This window comes from Acinetobacter soli, assembly GCF_000760595.1.
Lineage (GTDB): Bacteria > Pseudomonadota > Gammaproteobacteria > Pseudomonadales > Moraxellaceae > Acinetobacter > Acinetobacter soli.
The window spans coordinates 229,102-247,857 of record NZ_BBNM01000002.1; the positions used below are offsets into that span (position 1 = coordinate 229,102).

Genomic DNA, 18,756 nt, shown 5'->3' on the forward strand with positions numbered 1-18,756 from the left:
TTCTATTTAAGGCCTCTCTAATGGATCAAAACATTCAGCGGAGAGACCAACCACAGTAATAAAATTATATTTAACCCTATGGTACAAAAATAAATCTTACGAAAAGGTTGTTTTTGTGTTTTATGTCGCAATCTTTGTTGTGCCAGCCACGCAGCCGGCCAGCCACCCAAAAAAGCCACCACATGCAAGGTACTTTCCGCAATACGCCGAGTACCGTTTTGCGCGGCTTCTTTGTCTTGTGCATATAACCAGTAGCTCAACACATTCATGAGCGTAATAAAAATAAAGCTAAAGGGTGGCAGCAGCTTGCTAAAACTCAAAACGGCCACCACCACAATATACAGCACAGCAGCCAGCTGCATAGGCACCAGCGCAGGACGCGCCGCAGGCACCACCGAAGGCGCCTTTGAACGACTTGGCGCGCGGCTATTTTTGGCTTTGACGTAGACCACCTGCTTGGCCCGAAAACGCCCCTGCTCGTCTAAAATTACCACATAATCCAGTGCACAGCCCACCAAAGGACGCGGCCCTTTGCGGGCAAAGTCGCTGATATGTAAAAACACACGTTCTTTGTTCATATCGTCGGGTTGAATAAAGCCATAGCCTTTTTCATCAAACCATTCGACTAAGCGTCCCTGATCACGCATGGCAATGTCTTCCTTAGGCAGCAACAACCTGTAAACGATTGATTAACATCTGACGCATTTCAAGCGGATTTTTTTGCATGATGTCGTCTCCCGTACGCCCTTCTTCCAGATTACGCTGAGCCACTTGCAAACGCATTAACCAAAAACGACAGGCTGCCATAGCCAGATAAACACCCAGACAGGCCTGTTCATCTTCAGTTAAAACACGCACGCGCTGATAGGCTTCAACAAACGCATCGGCATGGGCCTGATCCAGCTCTGGCAACGGATAGCGTGTACAAAAATCATTGATGGTAATGGCGATATCAAACAAGAAGTCATCTTGATTGAGTTCGGAAAAATCTAAAATACCTTCCAGCACATCACCCACAAACAAGGTGTTGTCTCTAAACATATCCGAATGAATCCAGCCGCGAGGTAAATCGGGGTGCTGGGTACGGGTCTGGTTAAATAGCGCGTAAACATAATCCAGCAATTCAGCATCTTCCGATGACATTTTTGGCTTGAGTTGCTGGCCCACAGCAGTCCAGTAGGCATGATTACGGCGCACACCACGTTCGAAGGTTTTGTGTTGCAACGCCAGATGCAACTCGGCCTGCGCTTTGGCGATGGCTTCAATCTGGGCTTGTGTAGCCGGAATCGGGTGCTCGCCTGCAATACGCGGCGCAATCTGTGCCGGTTTGTTGGCAATGCTATGAATATATTTGCCCGCATAGCTTAAAGGCACCGCCACAGGTACGTGATGCTGGCCTAAATGTTCAAGCACAGGGGGCAATTCGCTGGCACCTTGTTCGTCAAGTTGTTCAAACACAGTCAGCACATACTGTTTGTGCGCGCTGTCGACTATAAAGTAGTTGGTGTTTTCAATACCTCCCTGAATTGGAATCAAGTCAATCACCTCTAATCCGTAAGGCGATGCGAATGCTTGAACGTCCTGTAAACTCAACGGGGTATAAACCGACATAGAAAACCTGCGTGAAACAAATATAAGTTTGATAGAATAGCCACACAGTTTACCAAGATTCTTGATGATCTCGGAAAATTTATTTATTTAGACTCATACTGTTGGATGTCACAATGCTTGCAAAACGTATTATTCCCTGCCTTGATGTCGACAATGGCCGTGTCGTAAAGGGCGTACAATTTTTAGATATCCGTGATGCAGGTGACCCTGTGGAAGTCGCACGCCGCTACAACGAACAAGGTGCAGACGAAATCACTTTTCTGGATATTACAGCAACGCATCATGGACGTGACACCACCTATCGTACAGTCGAACGCATGGCAGAAAGCGTTTTTGTTCCGCTCACCGTAGGCGGTGGCGTACGTAAAGTTGAAGACATCCGTTTATTGCTCAATGCAGGTGCAGACAAGGTCAGTATTAACTCGGCCGCGGTGTTTAATCCGGAGTTTGTACAAGAAGCCTCACAACGCTTTGGCGCGCAGTGCATTGTGGTGGCCATCGATGCCAAAAAAACCGGCGAAAACAAATGGGAAATCTTTACCCACGGCGGACGCAAACCTACCGGTATCGATGCGCTGGAATGGTCAGTCAAAATGGCCGAATACGGTGCCGGCGAATTGCTGGTGACCAGTATGGATGCCGATGGCACCAAAGCCGGTTATGATATCGCTCTGATGCGCGAAATTAACAACCGCGTTTCAATTCCGACCATTGCCTCTGGTGGCGTAGGGAATTTGCAGCATTTGGCCGATGGTATTTTACAAGGCGGTGCCGATGCCGTGCTTGCAGCCAGTATTTTCCATTTTGGTCAGCACACCATTCCAGAAGCCAAACAGTTTTTGGCAGCGCAAGGCATTGAAATGCGTCTTTAATTGGCAGCACATCATCAGGCCACCTTGCGTGGCCTGTTTTGTTGATGGGTGCAATCGGTAGCAGTCAGCGCAGTGGGTGTCCACTTTACAGGGCGTAAGCGCTCAACCACATGGGTGAATCGCTGTGAAACAGCCCGAGGCAACCAAATACCCAGCGGATTGGCCTCTTTTAAATCGGGTGAAGATACCACACGTGTTCCAAGTAGATAATCAAACCACGGTTTGGTTACGCACCAGTTGGCATCCTGATTGGCATTCATATGATGATCGACATGCCATGGAATACGGCGCTTGGCCCAATCGGGCTGTAAATGCGCTTTTCGATGCACATAAAAATAATTGATTGCACTGTAGGCCGCCGCAATGGCCATGCCTTTGGAAAGCGGTGCAAATACGACCATAGAGGTCGCTGCGACCACGCCAAGTGACAGCAGTTCATTACGTGTACGCCAGCTGGCTAGCCCCTCGACATAACAGTCATCATGAAAATGCTGTGTTTTTACTTCACGATGATGTGCCCAGTGTGACGCCATACTTCGAGGAACCGGGCTATAGCGCGGCTGTCCTATACGGTGTACGCCATGCAGAATATATTTATGTGCCACCCATTCAAAGCCGTTGGCCACAATTAATCCGGCAATAAATCCTTTAATCATAGTGTTCTCCTCAATCCTGACTTGAATATATGAATTTTTCTGTGCTATGTATTGACGAAAAACCACGCAATATTGACAAAACACGACAACATGGAAAGTCGCTATGCTCACAGTGAAAAATTATGCAGGCTCGGTTTATGGCGGACTTGGGCAACTCCTGATGTGCTATTGCGAGGCCGAACAGCTGCCAGTACCCGACCGTTTACAGGCGATTCAACGGCTTGAGCGCTTTGACTATGTAGTGTGGCGTGAGCTATTAGATGAGTTGTATCAGTTACGCCCTATAGCGGGGCTGGGCTTAAAAATTGCGAGCCACGTACAACCTAAACATTTGGGCATTTTGGCTTATATTGCGCTGTCGTGTGAAAGTTTGGGCGATGCACTCAAGCGCTATCAAGATTTTTATCGACTGGTTTACGATGGTAGCCCGCTGAAGGTCGAGCAGTACGGTGCTTATTTTTCTATTCGCTGGGAAGAACCCGAACCCCACCCGACCCAGCTTACCGACGAAATTGCCATGGCGCTGATGCTGCAATTTTTACAGCAGTTTATGTGCAAAACCCGTATCGAGCTGTATGAAGTGCATTTTATCAATCCACTTCCCAAAGATGCGCCAGTCTATAACCGTTATTTTCAGTGTCCGGTACGGTTTTCACAGCCGAAAACCCAGCTTTTGATTCCGCTTAGTGAAGCCAGCAAGGTCGTGGGCAATGCCGATCACACCCTACAGCAATTGCTGATGCAGCAAGCACACGCCCTGCTCGATCGCTTGCCACACTCGACCCAACTCGACCAGCGCTTGCAGCAAATGATTTTAAAAGGCTTACAGCAAAACCAGTACCAGATTGAAGTCATTGCACAGCAGCTGGGTACTTCGGTACGCCAGTTACAGCGCCATTTGCAGCAGCAACACAGTAGCTATCAGCAGCGGGTACAGCAAGTGCGCTACATGCTGGCCACCGAATACCTGAGCGATCCGCACCTCAGCCTGCAAGACATCGCCTTGTTACTGTGTTATTCAGAACAAAGTGCTTTTCAACGGGCCTTTAAACACTGGTCGGGGCAAACACCGCAGCAGTGGCGACAGCAATCACGCCGTTAGGCAAATGGATTATCGATTTCGTCGGGATCGGGGCGCTCTAAACGTTCGGGCAAAGGTGATGCCTCAAGCTCGGTCACCACAGCATTAATGACACTTTGTAAGGCTTTGGCAAATGCTAGGCCTTGCTGATCTTTGGTCAGTTGTAGATTGCCATAAACGCTCACGCAGTCGGTCTGGTTTTCGATGGTAAGATCGTCAATTGCCATGGACTCGGTGCCATTGACATAAGGTGTAAACATGCTCGGCCTTTTCTTATGATTGTATGAGTGTTTTAGCTTGCAGCGATTTGCGCGTGATTGCAACGGGCAAATCGCTGTATGCTGTTAGCGTAAAATCTGCAAGAAATAGTGCAGTAAGGCATCGACCAGTTGCTTGATTAAAGCCTGCTTGGTGTCGTCGTCGATTCCGTCCGAAGACGACGGTGGCATCGATCCGCTGCTTTGCTGGGTAAACTGCTTGCTTGTGGCTGCAATGGTGTCAGAAGATGCCTCTTCGGCACATTGGCTCTCGCCATCCCAGTGTGCATAGGCCAGTGGTTGGTTTGGCTTAACCTGCGCAGCGGTTTTAGGCAGCTGATAGACATTGCGTTTTTGCTCTTCGGTCAACTGCGGGAACAGGTTGATTCCGAGTTTTTCCTCTAAATAACACACACTGACCACATTGACCTGCAACGAGTTGTTGTTGGGTGCATAGTACGCGCCAACGGCACCTGTTTTCGGGATATACACCGCCTTATACACCGCAGTCGGGACAATCACGCCACGGCCAATGGTTTTTAGGCGTTGCCCTTCAAATAATGGCCCGGTGACCACGTAGACATCTTGCTTTTGCTTGACCACAATCGCACGGGTGGCCTCTTCAAGCTCACGCCAAATATGCTGATTGTTTTTGGGTGCCTGTGGCACCATGTTTGCCAGTGAGAAACTGTCATGCTGGGCTTTTAAATCGCCCATGTCACCGTTGGGTGCCATATGCCCGCGGTCGTAGCCCGAGCCACGATAATCGCTCAATAATGCGCGATGTGCTGCATTGCCTACACGGGTTTCTTCATGAAAACTGTCTTCACGCTTGAGCTTCACGCTCAGGCGCGCTGGATTGAGATATTCGGCCGACCACAATGGTGTTTTGGAAACCCCGGAATACATCACATTAAAGCCGTTAAAGCACAGCGCATAACTATTGTTTTGCAGGCTCTGCTTCATCAGCACAGGTGGAACGTCACGGTAAAACTGATTCAAACAGCCCGTGTTATGTTTGAGCGGTGATATCCACTGGCTGATTTTGCCTTCGCCAAAAGCGACCGCAAAACTGCCCACGGCCACTACGCCCAACAGGAGTTTTCCCATGTACTGATTCTTTTTTCGTGCCACGCGCGATTCGATATCTAAACCAAAACAAAAGCTTAACAAGCCCGGATTTGCCTGTACATCAAGGCACACCCCAATCGATCAAAGCATCAACACAAATTGATCAATAAATAATCTATACGCGTAACAATTTGTCGTTTTAATTTTATTGTTCGCTTTCAAAGTGCTTGTGTTTCGTATCTTTGATTGAAACAGCCGTCAGGGTTATGACAAGGTAGACCCCTGTAAACGATAAGATGAAAAATAGGTATTACATATGAAAGCCCAGTTATTGTGTTCAGTCGCGTTGATTACAGGTACGCTTAGCATGACCGCATTTGCCGAAGCGCCTGTACAAGCAGGCGAAACGCTTGAAAGCTTATCGCAAGTGAGAGTATCGACCACAGTGAATGGCCAGCCAGGCTCAATTGCAGATTTGGTTAACAGCGGTAAAGTGCAAGTGATTGCAGGTGCTCAGCCTAGCGCACCAGCGATGCAACCAGCGCCCGCTCCTGAAATGGCGGGTGGTGCCGAAGCGCCTATGCAGGCGCCAGCAAATGCAGCGATGCCAGCACCCGAAGCCGCAGCGATGCCGGCACCTGAAGCAACTACACAACCATCTGGTGCAGCAGCGCCACAGGCTCCACATGCCAACGCCATGCCTGAGCAGCCTGCGCCAATGCAAGCTGAATAAGCCAACCGGCATAAAAAAACCAAGGCAGTTGCCTTGGTTTTTTTATGTTCAGATTTCGATTTGACTGCCCATTTCGACCACACGGTTAGGCGGGATCTGATAAAAATCACTCACCGGACTGGTATTACGTTGCATCGAAATAAACAGCTTTTCACGCCAAGGCGACATGCCGTCTCCTACGGTATGAATGAGACGATCACGAGAAATAAAGAAGCTGATTTGCATCATGTCAAATTCGAGACCCAATGCCTCATAAGCCTGCTGTAACGCTTGCGGAATGTTGGGCTGATCTTTAAAGCCGTAATTCATCGAAATACGATAAAAATGATCGTCCATTTTTTCAATCTCGATCCGATCGGCATCGCTTACATACGGAATATCCTTGGTAAACACTGTCACCATGATATTGCGATTGTGCAACACCTTGTTGTGCTTGATGTTGTGCAACATGGCATGCGGCACAATATTCTGATTACCGGTCAGAAAAATTGCATCGCCCGGTACAAAATGAGTTTCCGAGCTTAAACCGATACTTTTAATAAACAGCCCTATCGGTAAGGCATCGGTTTCCAAACGATGATGCACAATTTCACGGCCACGTTTCCATGTCATCAAGATGGTAAACACCACCACCCCAATCACAAACGGCACCCATCCACCAGACAGAATCTTAAGCGAGGTCGACGCCACAAAAATTGCATCGAGGGTAAAAAACGGAATAGCAAACAGTGCCACTTTCCACCACGGCCACCCCCAGGCACCATGTGCAAGTACCGCAATCAAAATGGTGACACAGAGCATGGTCATGGTGACTGCTACCCCGTATGCACTGGCCAAATTGCTGCTTTTTTCAAACAGGATAATCAGGATAAATACTGAGATATACAGCACCCAGTTGATAAACGGCACATAGATCTGGCCTTGCTCGACATCGGAGGTATGAATCACGGTTAAACGCGGTAAATAGCGCAATTGAATGGCCTGATTAACCATAGAAAATACACCGGTAATTACCGCTTGCGAGGCAATGACGGCGGCCGCAGTGGCCAGCCCGATCATAGGAAAAAGCGCCCACTCGGGTACCAGTAAATAAAACGGATTCGACACCGCTTGCGGATCGCGCAACAACAGCGCGCCCTGACCGGCATAGTTCAGCATCAGGCTTGGACACACCACAATAAACCACGCCAGACGAATTGGCATACGCCCGAAATGGCCCATATCGGCATATAAGGCTTCTCCACCTGTCATGGTGAGTACCACAGAACCCATGGCCACAAAAGCCACAAACGGCTGATGTATGGCAAACTCAAACGCCCAGATTGGATTGATAAACCATAAAATATGTGGAGTTTGAATAATACTCCATAGCCCAAGTGCGCCAATGGAGATAAACCAGAGCATGGTGATCGGGCCAAAAAACTTGCCCATGGTGGCCGTACCATGGCGCTGAATTACAAACAGTGCCGTAAGAATACCCAGCCCAATTGGCATAAGCCATTGATCAAATGCAGGCGTGGCAATACTTAAGCCCTCGATGGCCGAGAGCACCGAAATGGCAGGCGTGATAATACCATCGCCAAAAAATAGCGAGGCACCAATAAAGCCCAGCGCAATCAGGTAGATTTTTTTGTTGGGATCAAGCTGTTTGATACGCAGCAACAAGGCCAGTAGCGACATAATGCCGCCTTCGCCGTTGTTGTCGGCACGCATGACGATGCTGACGTATTTGAAACTGATGGAGAGCGTAATGCACCAAAAGATTAAAGATAGGATGCCAAAGACCGTCGCTTCAGAGATATTCACATGCGCACTGGTGAACGTCTGAGCAAAGGCATACAAGGGACTGGTCCCGATATCCCCAAACACTACCCCTAAGGCGGCTAAAGTCATCGCTGGAAGCGCGACTTTTTTTGCAGAACTTTGCATATAATATCTTCGATTTGGAACAGTATTTTTTCGCAATATTATCACTAAGTTCTAAGTTTTTCTCTAAATCAATTGTTTCATACTTGGCAGAATACAAAATATTCGCTATTATCGCTCGCCTTGGTGAGGTGTCCGAGTGGCTGAAGGAGCACGCCTGGAAAGTGTGTATACGTTTACGCGTATCGAGGGTTCGAATCCCTCTCTCACCGCCAAAATATACGAAGTAGCCACCGTAACGAAAAAGCTTGATCTTGAAGAGGTTGGGCTTTTTTTATGTCTGAACGAATCTGATTTCAACTATTGTAATCTTGATATATCGGCAAGATATAAATGATAGGCAGGATTATTTAGTTGTAATTTTACCCCAAACTCTAAACGGAATGATCAGCGCATACTGAAAAGTACCCTTTTCAGAGCACTCTCGATGGGGTGGATTAGAAACAGTAAAGTTATTATTAAAGAAACAACCTACTTACACGACCTTTCTATATTTGAAAAAGATCCGTTCCCTACTTTAGGTAATTTGCCAATTGATCAAATTAAAGGGAAAGATGCACTTGTCTGTGCTAAAAAATTGAAGAACGCGACGCACAAGAAATAACTAAACGCTCAATACTTTCAACTGGACGTATTTTCCGCTTTGCGATTCGTAAAGGCATTAGTGAGAATGATCCTACATCTCACTTACAAGAAGCCCTAAAGCCCCGTAAGTAATAAATATGGCGCGTCTGGATATTTCCGAATTTCTTGCCTTTTTTTGAACGTATGGATCGCTATCATGACAAACTCATTATTAGATAAGTCCTACATTTAATGACTCTCACCTTTGTAAGAACAGCAGAGCTTAGAATAATGGAGTTGAGTGAGATTGATTTTGATAATCATTTATATCTTATTCTTGCATACAAAATGAAAATGGCTCTACTTCATATTGTTCCTTTGTGGAGACAAGCTGTTGAGTTAGTTGAGGGGATAAGACCTATCACAGGTAACAAGCAATTCGTTTTTTTAATCACAGTAAAGCGAAACCCTTAAGTAATAATGCTCTTTTGAGGGCAAATCGAACAATGGGATATATGGGAAAAATGACAGGGCATGGATTCCGAGGACTTGCATCTACAACATTATATGAACAAGGTTATATGCATGATGCGATTGAAATACAACTAGCACACACCGTTGGCAACTCGGTTTCTCAGGCTTACAACCATGCCCAAAATCTAGGCTACCGAGTTAAGATGATGCAGGAGTGGTCTGTTTTCATTGATGAGTTGAGGAATAAATAATCCTTCAACATAAAACAGAGCCCCAGAATATTAAAAGTTGGAAAGTAATTTTTAGAGGAAGCAAAAGATAGTCTCAATCGATTACTCATTGACGTTAAGGACTTTTTCTACAATGATGTATTCATTAGGAATTACGATCTGTTTCTCAATATTTTTAACTTTATAAGAAATTAAGGTATTTTTACCAATACCCTGAAATAAGACTTTTATATCTTTAAAGATAAAAATTTTATGCTGGCTCAGTTGTTCAGTAGTCGTTTTTGGTAGTTCAATCAAATTGGCATAAGGTTCTTTAATATACAGAGTAGTCTTTTCTATTCTAACACCTGTTTTTTGCATCGTGAAATCTAAGAATATTTTGCCAATATCTCCAATAAAAAACATAGGTACAATAGGAATAAGGATAAGAAAGAACGATATTTGTATACTGTCTTTAATATGTGTTTCTAATCTCTTTAATTTAGCTCTTGCGAATGTTTTAAGATTTTCACTGGCATCAGAATCATCAATAATATCTTGCATGTTCTCAAACTTATTACTAAATTCCTTTATCTTCTGCCTATTTATGAAAAAAGCATAGTAAAACAGAGAAATAAAGGATGAAGTAAGAGCTACGTAAAGGCTAATTTTCCAGTGCAATAGCAATAAATCCGAAATAATATGTAAAAAATATAAAGATATTCCTAATGTGAGGATGCTAATTTTTGGAAAGGGAAATTTTTTGCCTATTCTCGTATGTGGTGGTGAATACTTATCTACGATGCTAAAGATAAGGTATACCATTGGCATCAAGGAGATACCAAAGAAAAAGAGTACCATGCTTAATCCCGCATAAACGATAGAACATGCAACAAAAATAAGTAAGAAAATAAGTGTATCACCAAAACTAATTTCAGAAGGGATATATCCAATAGTTAGAAGATAAGCAACTAAACACAATATTCCTATTGCAACAATAGCTTTAATTATTGTTAACCCCACCTCATGCCACTGCATAAAGTTATTTAAAAGTCTTATTATTAAGTAACTCATTAATTGTCTGACCAAATTTGCGTAATGCTATTTTTAATTTCTATAGTTTGACTATCCCACCCTAGTCAAAATTCAATGTTAACACATTGATTTAATTAAATATATACCAAAATAATTTAACTTAAAGACTACTTACTCAGTAAACAGAAAAAATAGAACTTATGAAAAGCTAAAATTAACCACTTTTTTACCATTTGATAAACTGGAATGGGAGACTCGAACTCAATTTGAGCCTAGCTCTGACGTCTTAGATTGTCATACAATAAATCAATTTTTCTAGCTTTTTATCATTCCTGTATGTTTGAAATCTCAATTTTGCTAATATCCTCTTCAACTTTCGCTTTATCCTGATGTTACATTCAATATGGCTATCAAAAAATCTGAACTCTATTCTTCACTTTGGGAAAGTTGTGACAACCTGCGTGGAGGCATGGACTCAAGCCAATATAAAGACTACATTTTAGTTTTGCTGTTTATAAAATATGTCAGTGATAAAAAAGAACAATTAGATTTTATCGATATTCCTGAATCTGCCACTTTTAGTGCCATGATTGAGTTCAAAGGTAATCCTGAGATTGGTGACTTGATTAATAAACAAGTTGTAGCACCTCTTGCTGAAGCCTGCGCGCTTAACGTTAAGGCTATGCCAGACTTCAATGACTCAACCAAATTAGGTGATGGTCAGGAAAAAGTAGATCGTTTAACTGACTTAATTGCAATTTTCCAGCGTCCAGAACTCGACTTTTCTAATAACCTTGCGAGTGGTGACGACTTACTTGGTGATGCCTTTGAATATCTTATGGGACACTTTGCTTCAGAAAGCGGTAAGAGTAAAGGTCAGTTCTATACTCCAACTGAAGTAAGCCGCATCGTAGCATCAATTGTAGGCATTGATGAATTTAAAGCACGTGGCGATACTACTGTTTACGATCCTACATGCGGTTCTGGCTCATTATTACTTCGTGTAGGTGCAAAAGCCAATCGGGATGTTTCTCTTTACGGTCAGGAAAAAGATGCTTCTACAAGTGTATTAGCACAAATGAATATGTTCCTACATGGATCACCAACAGCAGAGATTCGTCAAGGGAATACTTTAGCCAGCCCTAAATTTATTGAAAATGGTGAATTACAACGTTTTGATTTCATCGTAGCAAATCCCCCATTTTCAGATAAAAAATGGTCTATGGGTCTCGATATTTCGACTGCGGATGCTGATACTTATGGTCGTTTTGAAGATTTTGGTATTCCACCCGCCAAACAAGGTGACTATGCTTACCTACTTCACATTGTCAAATCTTTAAAATCGACAGGTAAAGCGGCATGTATTCTGCCTCACGGTGTTTTATTCCGTGGTAATGCTGAAGCCGATATTCGACAAAAATTGGTGGATTATGGCTTTATTAAGGCCATTATTGGTTTACCTGCTAACTTGTTCTACGGTACTGGTATCCCTGCTTGTATTATCGTGATTGACCGTGAACATGCCGCAGCACGAAAAGGCATTTTAATGATTGATGCCAGCCAAGGCTTTATTAAAGATGGTGCAAAAAACCGTTTACGTGAGCGTGATCTACATAAAATCATTGATGCCTTTAAAAAGCCTGAAGAACATGATGAGCGTTATGTTCGTATTGTCGGTTTAGATGAAATCATTAAAAATGGTTATAACCTTAACTTGCCACGTTATATCGACAATAGCGAAGCTGAAGATATCCAAGATATTGAAGCGCATTTACAAGGTGGAATTCCAAACGCAGATATTGAAGATTTAGCAGACTATTGGAAGGTTTGTCCTCAGCTTAAAACCAAACTCTTTAGCTCACTACGCGATGGTTATGTTGCCCTTAACTGTGCGACACATGAAGTAAAAAGCTTTATTAACCAAGATGCTGAGTTCGTTGCATTTAAAGAAAAAATGCAAGCGCATTTCCAAGTATGGGCAGATCAAGCTGAAGTCAAACTGAAAGCACTCAAAGCCAATGAATTTGAGCCTAAAGAATTAATTACTGAGCTGTCAGAATCTTTACTTGCCCACTATAAGGGTCAAGATCTTGTCGATCATTACAGTATCTATCAAATCTTAATGGATTACTGGGAAGGCATTATGCAAGATGATGCTTATATCATTGCTGCCGATGATTGGGAGGTCAATGCTGAACGTATTATCGAAACAGTTAAAGCCAAAAAACAAGGTGGTAAAGACCAAGTTAAAGATAAGGGTTGGAAAGCTGATCTTGTTACAAAAGAAAGCGTAATTAATCGTTATTTCAAAGACCGTCATGATGAACTGGTAAGTGAACAAACCAAGTTAGATGAACTGACTCAAGAACTAACCGAGCATGAAGAAAATCATTCAGGTGATGAAGATATCCTTGAGCAAGGGATTAAAGAAAAAGATGTCAAAGAACTTTGGCAGGCAGAAATTTTAGATGTTGCACCAAAAGCATATGCAGCCGATTACCGTCAATATGAAAAAGCACAACAACAAGAAGAAATGGCGAAAACTGAGTTAACACAGCTTGAACTTGCTCATCCGATTGTGCGACAGATGGTTAAAGATAAAATTAATACGACGAATAAGATAAAAGCATTTGCTGAACATCAAGCTCAAGAGTTGGTCGATATTATTTTTAACTACGATGAAACGCTAAAGTCTTTAAAAGCAGCTCAGCGAACCATAAAGACCAAATATGAGATCTTTGATTCAGGTATTTCAGCAACGTTAAGCAAAAATGAAGGTGCTGACTTATTTGATAATTTTGATAATTTGTCTGTTCTTTACCGTTGGTTAGACTTAAGCAATAAGATCAAAACTGCTAAAAATAAGGTTAAAGAGCTGTTTACAAAGCTTGATGACGATACCTATAAATATTTCTTCACTTTAACCGAGTCTGAAATTAAAGAATTAGTCACTGATGATAAATGGCTTGCCGATTTAGCCAAGCAAATTAATGCTGATGTTGAACGTGTGGCACAACGTTTAACTGTACGTGTACGTGAGTTGGCAGAGCGTTATGAGTTTACTTTAGGGCAACTCACACAAAGTGTTGAAGAGTTAGAAAAGCAAGTTGAAGCTCATTTGGTTGCAATGGGGTTTGAGCTATGAATATAACAACAAGACCAGCTAACTATAGAACACTATCTCTATTTGAAATTGCAGATAAAAATAAAGCTCAATTTAATGATGGAGATTGGATAGAAGCACAATATATTGTAGATCAGGGTATAAGACTCGTTCAAACTGGTAATATCGGCAATGGTTTTTTCATATCAAGAGAAAAACATAAAAAGTTTATTTCTGAAGAAACATTTAATCAGCTTAAATGCAAAGAGCTGAAATATGGTGATATTTTAATTTGTAGATTAGCAGAACCTGCTGGTAGGGCTTGTATTTATACGGAAAATGAAAAATCAATTGCTTCCGTTGATATCACTATTTTTAGACCTAATCCTGAAAAGTACAATTTAAGATACTTAGTTTATCTAATGTCTTCGAATGCATGGTTTTTGAAAATATTAGAAAATGTTGGTGGTACTACTCATAAACGTATATCTAGAAGTAATCTTGGTAAGCAGATTTTAAAAGTAGTCCCACTAGCCGAGCAACAAAAAATCGCTCAATCCTTAACTGATGCAGACAATTATATTTCTGCATTAGAAAAACTCATCGAAAAGAAAAAGATGATCAAAGAAGGTTTAATGGTCAATCTTTTAACAGGTAAACAGCGTTTAAAAGAATTTGCTTTTAATGAGGATGGTACAGCAAAAGGCTATAAAGAATCTGAGTTAGGAAAAATTCCTGCCGATTGGGAAATTGGAAATTTAGGCAACTTAACCACACTCAAAGCCCGTATTGGTTGGCAAGGCCTAACCGTTGCAGAATATTTAGATCAAGGTGACTATTATTTAGTAACAGGTACTGATTTCAACGAAGGTTTTATTGATTTTGATCATTGCCCTTATGTAGATAAATCAAGATATTCACAAGATCCTAATATTCAGCTTAAGAATAATGATGTTCTTGTCACAAAAGACGGAACCATTGGAAAAGTCGCTTATATTGAAAATCTCGACTTACCTGCTACTTTAAATAGTGGAGTATTTGTAGTTAGACCAATCGGTTCAGGTATCAATAGTAAATTTCTTTATTATATTTTGATGTCCAAATATTTTGATGATTTTTTAAAAAAAATTACTGCTGGATCAACGATCACTCATCTTTACCAAAAAGATTTTGTTCATTTTGATTTTGTATTACCCACTTTAGACGAGCAGAACTCAATTGTAAGCTGTTTATCTAACATGGATCACGATCTTATGATCTTAGAGGGAAAGCTAAATAAAGCTAACAACATTAAACAAGGCATGATGCAAAAACTACTCACTGGCGAAATTCGTTTGGCCTAGAGCATTTATAAAATTTTAGGGGGGGAGTAATCACAATATGACTTTAGAAACAATCAATATGGACTATACCGTAAACAATGAATCACATACCCAACAACAAGTCATTGCTGTATTAAAAACCTTGGGATTTAGCTATTTAGGTAATTGGCAGTACCGTGAAAACAATAGCAATATTGAGCCTGAATATTTAACTGAATTTTTGAAATCGCAAGGTCATTCAGATCATGAGATCAGCAAGGTCTATGACGAGTTAAATAAAGTCTTCTCGAATAGATACGATGGCTTATATGAGGTCAATAAAACCTTCTATAGTAAATTGCGCATGGGCGTTGGTGTCAAAATTAGTGCCGAAGAAAATGAAAAAACTATTTTTCTCGTCGATTGGAAAAACCGAACAAATAACCGCTTTTATGTGGCTGAAGAAGTCACCCTGAAAGGTGTCGAAGCAAACCGTCGCCCTGACCTAGTTTTATACGTCAATGGTATTGCCATTGGAGTTATTGAACTCAAACGTGGTAGCGTGTCATTAGGTGAAGGCATTGCCCAATTGGTATCCAATCAACAAACTGAGTTTAATCCTTGGTTCTTTGACACTACACAACTTTTAATTGCAGGTAACACTTCACAAGGCTTGCAATATGGTACGACCCTCACCCCATCTAAATTTTATTTAAACTGGAAAGAAGACACTGACGTCGAAGAAGATAATATTCTGTTTAAATATTTGCGCCGTTTGTGTAACAAAGAACGCTTATTAGAGATTATCTACGACTGCATTATTTTCGATGCAGGTGTAAAAAAACTGCCTCGCTCACATCAATATTTTGGTCTAAAAGCTTCACAACAATACATAAATAAAAAACAAGGCGGAATTATTTGGCATACCCAAGGCGCAGGTAAAAGTATCCTGATGGTGATGCTTGCTAAATGGATTTTGCAAAATAAACCGCATGCGCGTGTATTAGTTGTGACTGACCGTGATGAGCTTGATCAACAAATTGAAATGGTCTTTACACAATCAGGTAGAAAAGTTACACGAGCAAGCAGTAGTGCAAATTTAATGTGTGCCTTACAAAATCCTGAGGAACGCTTACTATGTACGTTGATTCATAAATTTGGACAACGTGATGTTGAAGATATTGATACCTTCATAGCTGATCTTGCCAAACAAAAATCTAAAGTTTTTGGTGAGGTGATTGTCTTTATTGATGAGTGTCACCGTACCCAAAGTGGTGATTTACACCGCTATATGAAAGCCATTATTCCACAAGCCGTGATGATTGGTTTTACAGGAACGCCTCTACTTAAAAAAGATGCTAAAAACAGTTTAGAAGTATTTGGTGGCTATATTCATACCTACTTATTTAAAGAAGCTGTAGAAGATGGCGTTATTCTAGACTTGGCATATGAGGCACGTGATGTCGATCAATACATCTCAGATCAAGATGCCATTGACGATTGGTTTAGAGAAACAGTACGTAATCGCAACTTAAATGAATGGCAAGAAGTCGAACTCAAAAAAGAATGGGGTACACGCCAAAAAATCAATAGCTCTGAGCAACGCATGCGTAAAATCATGCTTGATATTAATAAAGATTTTGTGCAAAAAATTCCACGCCTTAAACAACGTGGTACAGCAATTTTGGTGGCAACGAGCATTTACGAAGCTAGTAAATACTACAATTTAATTCAAGACAGCAACTCGCCTATTCTTAGAAATCGCTGTGCACTAATTACCTCATATGAACCAAGTCCTACCAAAGTCAGCAAATCGATTGTAGATAGTCATACCGAAACCGAAGAACAGTATATTTATGCAACCTATGAAAATATTTTACAAAATGTAAAAGCCGAGCCTCACAAAACTAAAGCAGAAACCTATACTGATAGCGCAAAGAAAAAATTTGTCGATCATCCAACAGAAATGAAATTACTGATTGTGGTCGATAAACTATTAACAGGTTTTGATGCGCCATCTTGTTCAGTCTTGTACTTAGATAAATCGATGCAAGATCATGGACTTTTCCAAGCCATTTGTCGTACTAACCGTTTAGACAGTGCCGACAAAGAATATGGTTTAATCATTGATTACAAAAACTTATTCCAAAAAATGGCAAAAGCAATTGCTGTCTATAACTCTGAATTAGATACCTCAGCAACTGAAGACGCGCAAATTGAGATTAAAAATCGTAAAATTGTGGCAAGAGAGCACCTAGATAATGCGATGGAGCAACTCAATTTGCTTATGCAAATAGTGCAACCCAATCGATGTGAAGAAGATCGCTTAAAGTTTTTTTGTGGTAACTCAGAAAATCCAGAAGACCTTAAAACCACCTATCAAAGACGTATTACGCTATATAAGTCTGTTGCTACTTTCTTCCGCGCCTTTGCCAATGCCAAAGATGAATTTGTAGAGCTTGGTTATTCAGCAGAAGAAATCAAAGAGATAAAAGCTAAAGAGACCTTTTATTTAGATTTAAGAGAAAAGGTTCGTTTACGTGCTGGTGAGTATCTTGACCTCAAACCCTTTGAAGCTGATATGCGTTATCTGATTGATAATTATATTGATGCTAAAAACTCGGTAAAAGTCAGTTCGTTTGAAGATAAAACCTTGATTCAATTGATTGTGGAAACAGGTCTTGCAGAAACCATTACTAATAAATTAAACAACATGAAGGATCGAAACTCAGTCGCAGAAACCATTGAAAATAACATCCGTAGTACCTTAATTAAAGATCATCTCGCTGACCCTGCTTTCCATGCCAAAATGTCAGGACTCTTAGTAGAGATCATCAAAATCCGTAAGGACAGTGCAGATCGTTATGCTGAGTATTTAAAAGAAATTGAGAAACTCGTAAAACAAGTGCATTCTGGTACTGTCACTCAAACAAGTTCTAAAATTGATAGCCGTGGTAAAAAAGCCCTCTTCAATCTATTGAAACATGAAGAGCAAGCATTAGAGCTCCATGACTTTGTCCTCAATAATAAAGAAGCTGGTTGGCAAACGCATCATATCAAGACCTCAAAATTACGTAATATGATCAAAAAGCAAAAAATAGAAGAGAGTTTATTAGATAAACTTATGGAAATTCTTTTAGCTCATGAAGAATACAAATGATTCTAAAATTAGGTGACATCTTAGTAGATTTAACCCAAAAAGATGTTCAGAACATACATCTGAGTGTCTATCCCCCTAATGGTACTGTGAAAATGACAGCACCACTTTACATAAGCGAAGAATCATTACAGCTTTATGCAATTTCAAAATTATCATGGATAAAAAAAGAGCAAAAAAAATTTAAAGATCAAGCAAGAGAATCAAATCGCATTTTTATTCAAAGAGAAAGTATTTATTTCTGGGGTAAGCGTTATCTACTTGAAACCAACTTTACCAAATCTCGACCAAAAATCGAATTTGATGAGTTTAATATTCGGCTGTATATACCAGAACATTACACATTAGAACAACGCATACATTATTTTAACCACTGGTATAGAAAAAAATTAAGAGAATTTGCTGAACCATTGATCTATTTTTGGGCAAATAAGTTACAGGTAACCCCTAATAAGCTATTGATTAGTAAAATGAAGACAAAATGGGGAAGCTGTAATCCTATTGATAAAAATATCAGATTGAATACAGAATTAGCTAAAAAACCTAAATCAAGCGTGGAATATATTATTGTGCATGAATTAATTCACTTAATTGAATCTAGTCATAATGATCGATTTGTGACGCTCTTAGATCAGTATTTACCAGATTGGCAATTGAGAAAAGAGCAATTAAATGAGCTACCCATTCATTTCAACTAACGATATAT

Annotated in this window: 14 protein-coding genes, 1 tRNA gene and 1 pseudogene; 9 read left to right on the forward strand and 7 right to left on the reverse strand. The window is 41.1% G+C overall.

Annotated features, from left to right (window positions below; genetic code table 11):
• Nucleotides 1-17: 17 nt before the first annotated feature.
• Together Aso01_RS03470 and Aso01_RS03475 are read right to left on the reverse strand one after the other, a co-directional pair.
• Nucleotides 18-647 carry a DUF1294 domain-containing protein gene (locus tag Aso01_RS03470; protein ID WP_004934120.1) on the reverse strand — a complete coding sequence of 210 codons (630 nt, stop codon included), beginning with the start codon at nucleotides 645-647 and terminating at the stop codon, nucleotides 18-20.
• A 13-nt stretch (nucleotides 648-660) separates the two neighbouring features.
• Nucleotides 661-1,611, reverse strand: a complete 951-nt coding sequence (locus Aso01_RS03475) for a homoserine kinase (protein ID WP_004934118.1) — start codon at nucleotides 1,609-1,611, stop codon at nucleotides 661-663.
• A gap of 113 nt (nucleotides 1,612-1,724) precedes the next feature.
• Between Aso01_RS03475 and hisF the strand changes: the two genes are divergently transcribed.
• Nucleotides 1,725-2,483, forward strand: a complete 759-nt coding sequence (gene hisF / locus Aso01_RS03480; RefSeq protein ID WP_004934116.1) for an imidazole glycerol phosphate synthase subunit HisF — start codon at nucleotides 1,725-1,727, stop codon at nucleotides 2,481-2,483.
• Nucleotides 2,484-2,497: 14 nt separating this feature from the next.
• Here hisF and Aso01_RS03485 read toward each other — a convergent pair whose 3' ends face one another.
• The gene (locus tag Aso01_RS03485; RefSeq protein ID WP_004934113.1) at nucleotides 2,498-3,139 is read right to left on the reverse strand and encodes a hypothetical protein; all 642 of its coding nucleotides are present in this window, start codon (nucleotides 3,137-3,139) and stop codon (nucleotides 2,498-2,500) included.
• A 103-nt stretch (nucleotides 3,140-3,242) separates the two neighbouring features.
• On the opposite strand from Aso01_RS03485, the gene Aso01_RS03490 reads away from it, so the two are divergent.
• Nucleotides 3,243-4,241, forward strand: a complete 999-nt coding sequence (locus Aso01_RS03490) for an AraC family transcriptional regulator (protein ID WP_004934112.1) — start codon at nucleotides 3,243-3,245, stop codon at nucleotides 4,239-4,241.
• Here Aso01_RS03490 and Aso01_RS03495 read toward each other — a convergent pair.
• Nucleotides 4,238-4,480, reverse strand: a complete 243-nt coding sequence (locus tag Aso01_RS03495; RefSeq protein WP_004934110.1) for a hypothetical protein — start codon at nucleotides 4,478-4,480, stop codon at nucleotides 4,238-4,240. The two genes, Aso01_RS03490 and Aso01_RS03495, sit on opposite strands and share 4 nt — an antisense overlap.
• Before the next feature lie 84 nt (nucleotides 4,481-4,564).
• A complete protein-coding gene (locus Aso01_RS03500) occupies nucleotides 4,565-5,587 on the reverse strand; it encodes a DNA/RNA non-specific endonuclease (protein WP_042065176.1) in 1,023 nt (340 codons plus the stop codon).
• 277 nt (nucleotides 5,588-5,864) lie between these two features.
• On the opposite strand from Aso01_RS03500, the gene Aso01_RS03505 reads away from it, so the two are divergent.
• A complete protein-coding gene (locus Aso01_RS03505) occupies nucleotides 5,865-6,281 on the forward strand; it encodes a hypothetical protein (protein ID WP_004934104.1) in 417 nt (138 codons plus the stop codon).
• 48 nt (nucleotides 6,282-6,329) lie between these two features.
• Here the strand turns inward: Aso01_RS03505 and Aso01_RS03510 are convergent, their stop codons facing one another.
• On the reverse strand, nucleotides 6,330-8,210 hold the full coding sequence (locus tag Aso01_RS03510) for a potassium transporter Kup (RefSeq protein ID WP_004934101.1): 1,881 nt from the start codon (nucleotides 8,208-8,210) through the stop codon (nucleotides 6,330-6,332).
• A 122-nt stretch (nucleotides 8,211-8,332) separates the two neighbouring features.
• Here Aso01_RS03510 and Aso01_RS03515 point away from each other — a divergent pair.
• Together Aso01_RS03515 and Aso01_RS03520 are read left to right on the forward strand one after the other, a co-directional pair.
• A tRNA-Ser gene (locus Aso01_RS03515) sits at nucleotides 8,333-8,422 on the forward strand.
• Between the two features lie 185 nt (nucleotides 8,423-8,607).
• Nucleotides 8,608-9,496 (forward strand): annotated as a pseudogene (locus tag Aso01_RS03520) (tyrosine-type recombinase/integrase); the annotation flags it as partial.
• An 81-nt stretch (nucleotides 9,497-9,577) separates the two neighbouring features.
• Here Aso01_RS03520 and Aso01_RS03525 read toward each other — a convergent pair.
• Nucleotides 9,578-10,528: a hypothetical protein gene (locus Aso01_RS03525; RefSeq protein ID WP_039909779.1), complete on the reverse strand. Its 951-nt coding sequence runs from the start codon at nucleotides 10,526-10,528 to the stop codon at nucleotides 9,578-9,580.
• Nucleotides 10,529-10,892: 364 nt separating this feature from the next.
• Here Aso01_RS03525 and Aso01_RS03530 point away from each other — a divergent pair, with 364 nt between their 5' ends.
• Genes Aso01_RS03530 through Aso01_RS03545 form a run of 4 tightly spaced genes read left to right on the forward strand, consistent with a single transcriptional unit; the run spans nucleotide 10,893 to nucleotide 18,748 of the window.
• The gene (locus Aso01_RS03530) at nucleotides 10,893-13,634 is read left to right on the forward strand and encodes a type I restriction-modification system subunit M (protein ID WP_004934086.1); all 2,742 of its coding nucleotides are present in this window, start codon (nucleotides 10,893-10,895) and stop codon (nucleotides 13,632-13,634) included.
• Nucleotides 13,631-14,935 (forward strand): restriction endonuclease subunit S, encoded by a 1,305-nt coding sequence (locus Aso01_RS03535; RefSeq protein WP_004934082.1) that lies wholly within the window; start codon nucleotides 13,631-13,633, stop codon nucleotides 14,933-14,935. Before Aso01_RS03530 ends, Aso01_RS03535 begins: the two co-directional genes overlap by 4 nt.
• A 37-nt stretch (nucleotides 14,936-14,972) precedes the next feature.
• Nucleotides 14,973-18,053 carry a type I restriction endonuclease subunit R gene (locus Aso01_RS03540; protein WP_004934077.1) on the forward strand — a complete coding sequence of 1,027 codons (3,081 nt, stop codon included), beginning with the start codon at nucleotides 14,973-14,975 and terminating at the stop codon, nucleotides 18,051-18,053.
• On the forward strand, nucleotides 18,050-18,748 hold the full coding sequence (locus Aso01_RS03545) for a M48 family metallopeptidase (protein WP_004934073.1): 699 nt from the start codon (nucleotides 18,050-18,052) through the stop codon (nucleotides 18,746-18,748). The genes Aso01_RS03540 and Aso01_RS03545 overlap by 4 nt, the downstream gene beginning before the upstream one ends.
• Nucleotides 18,749-18,756 lie beyond the last annotated feature (8 nt).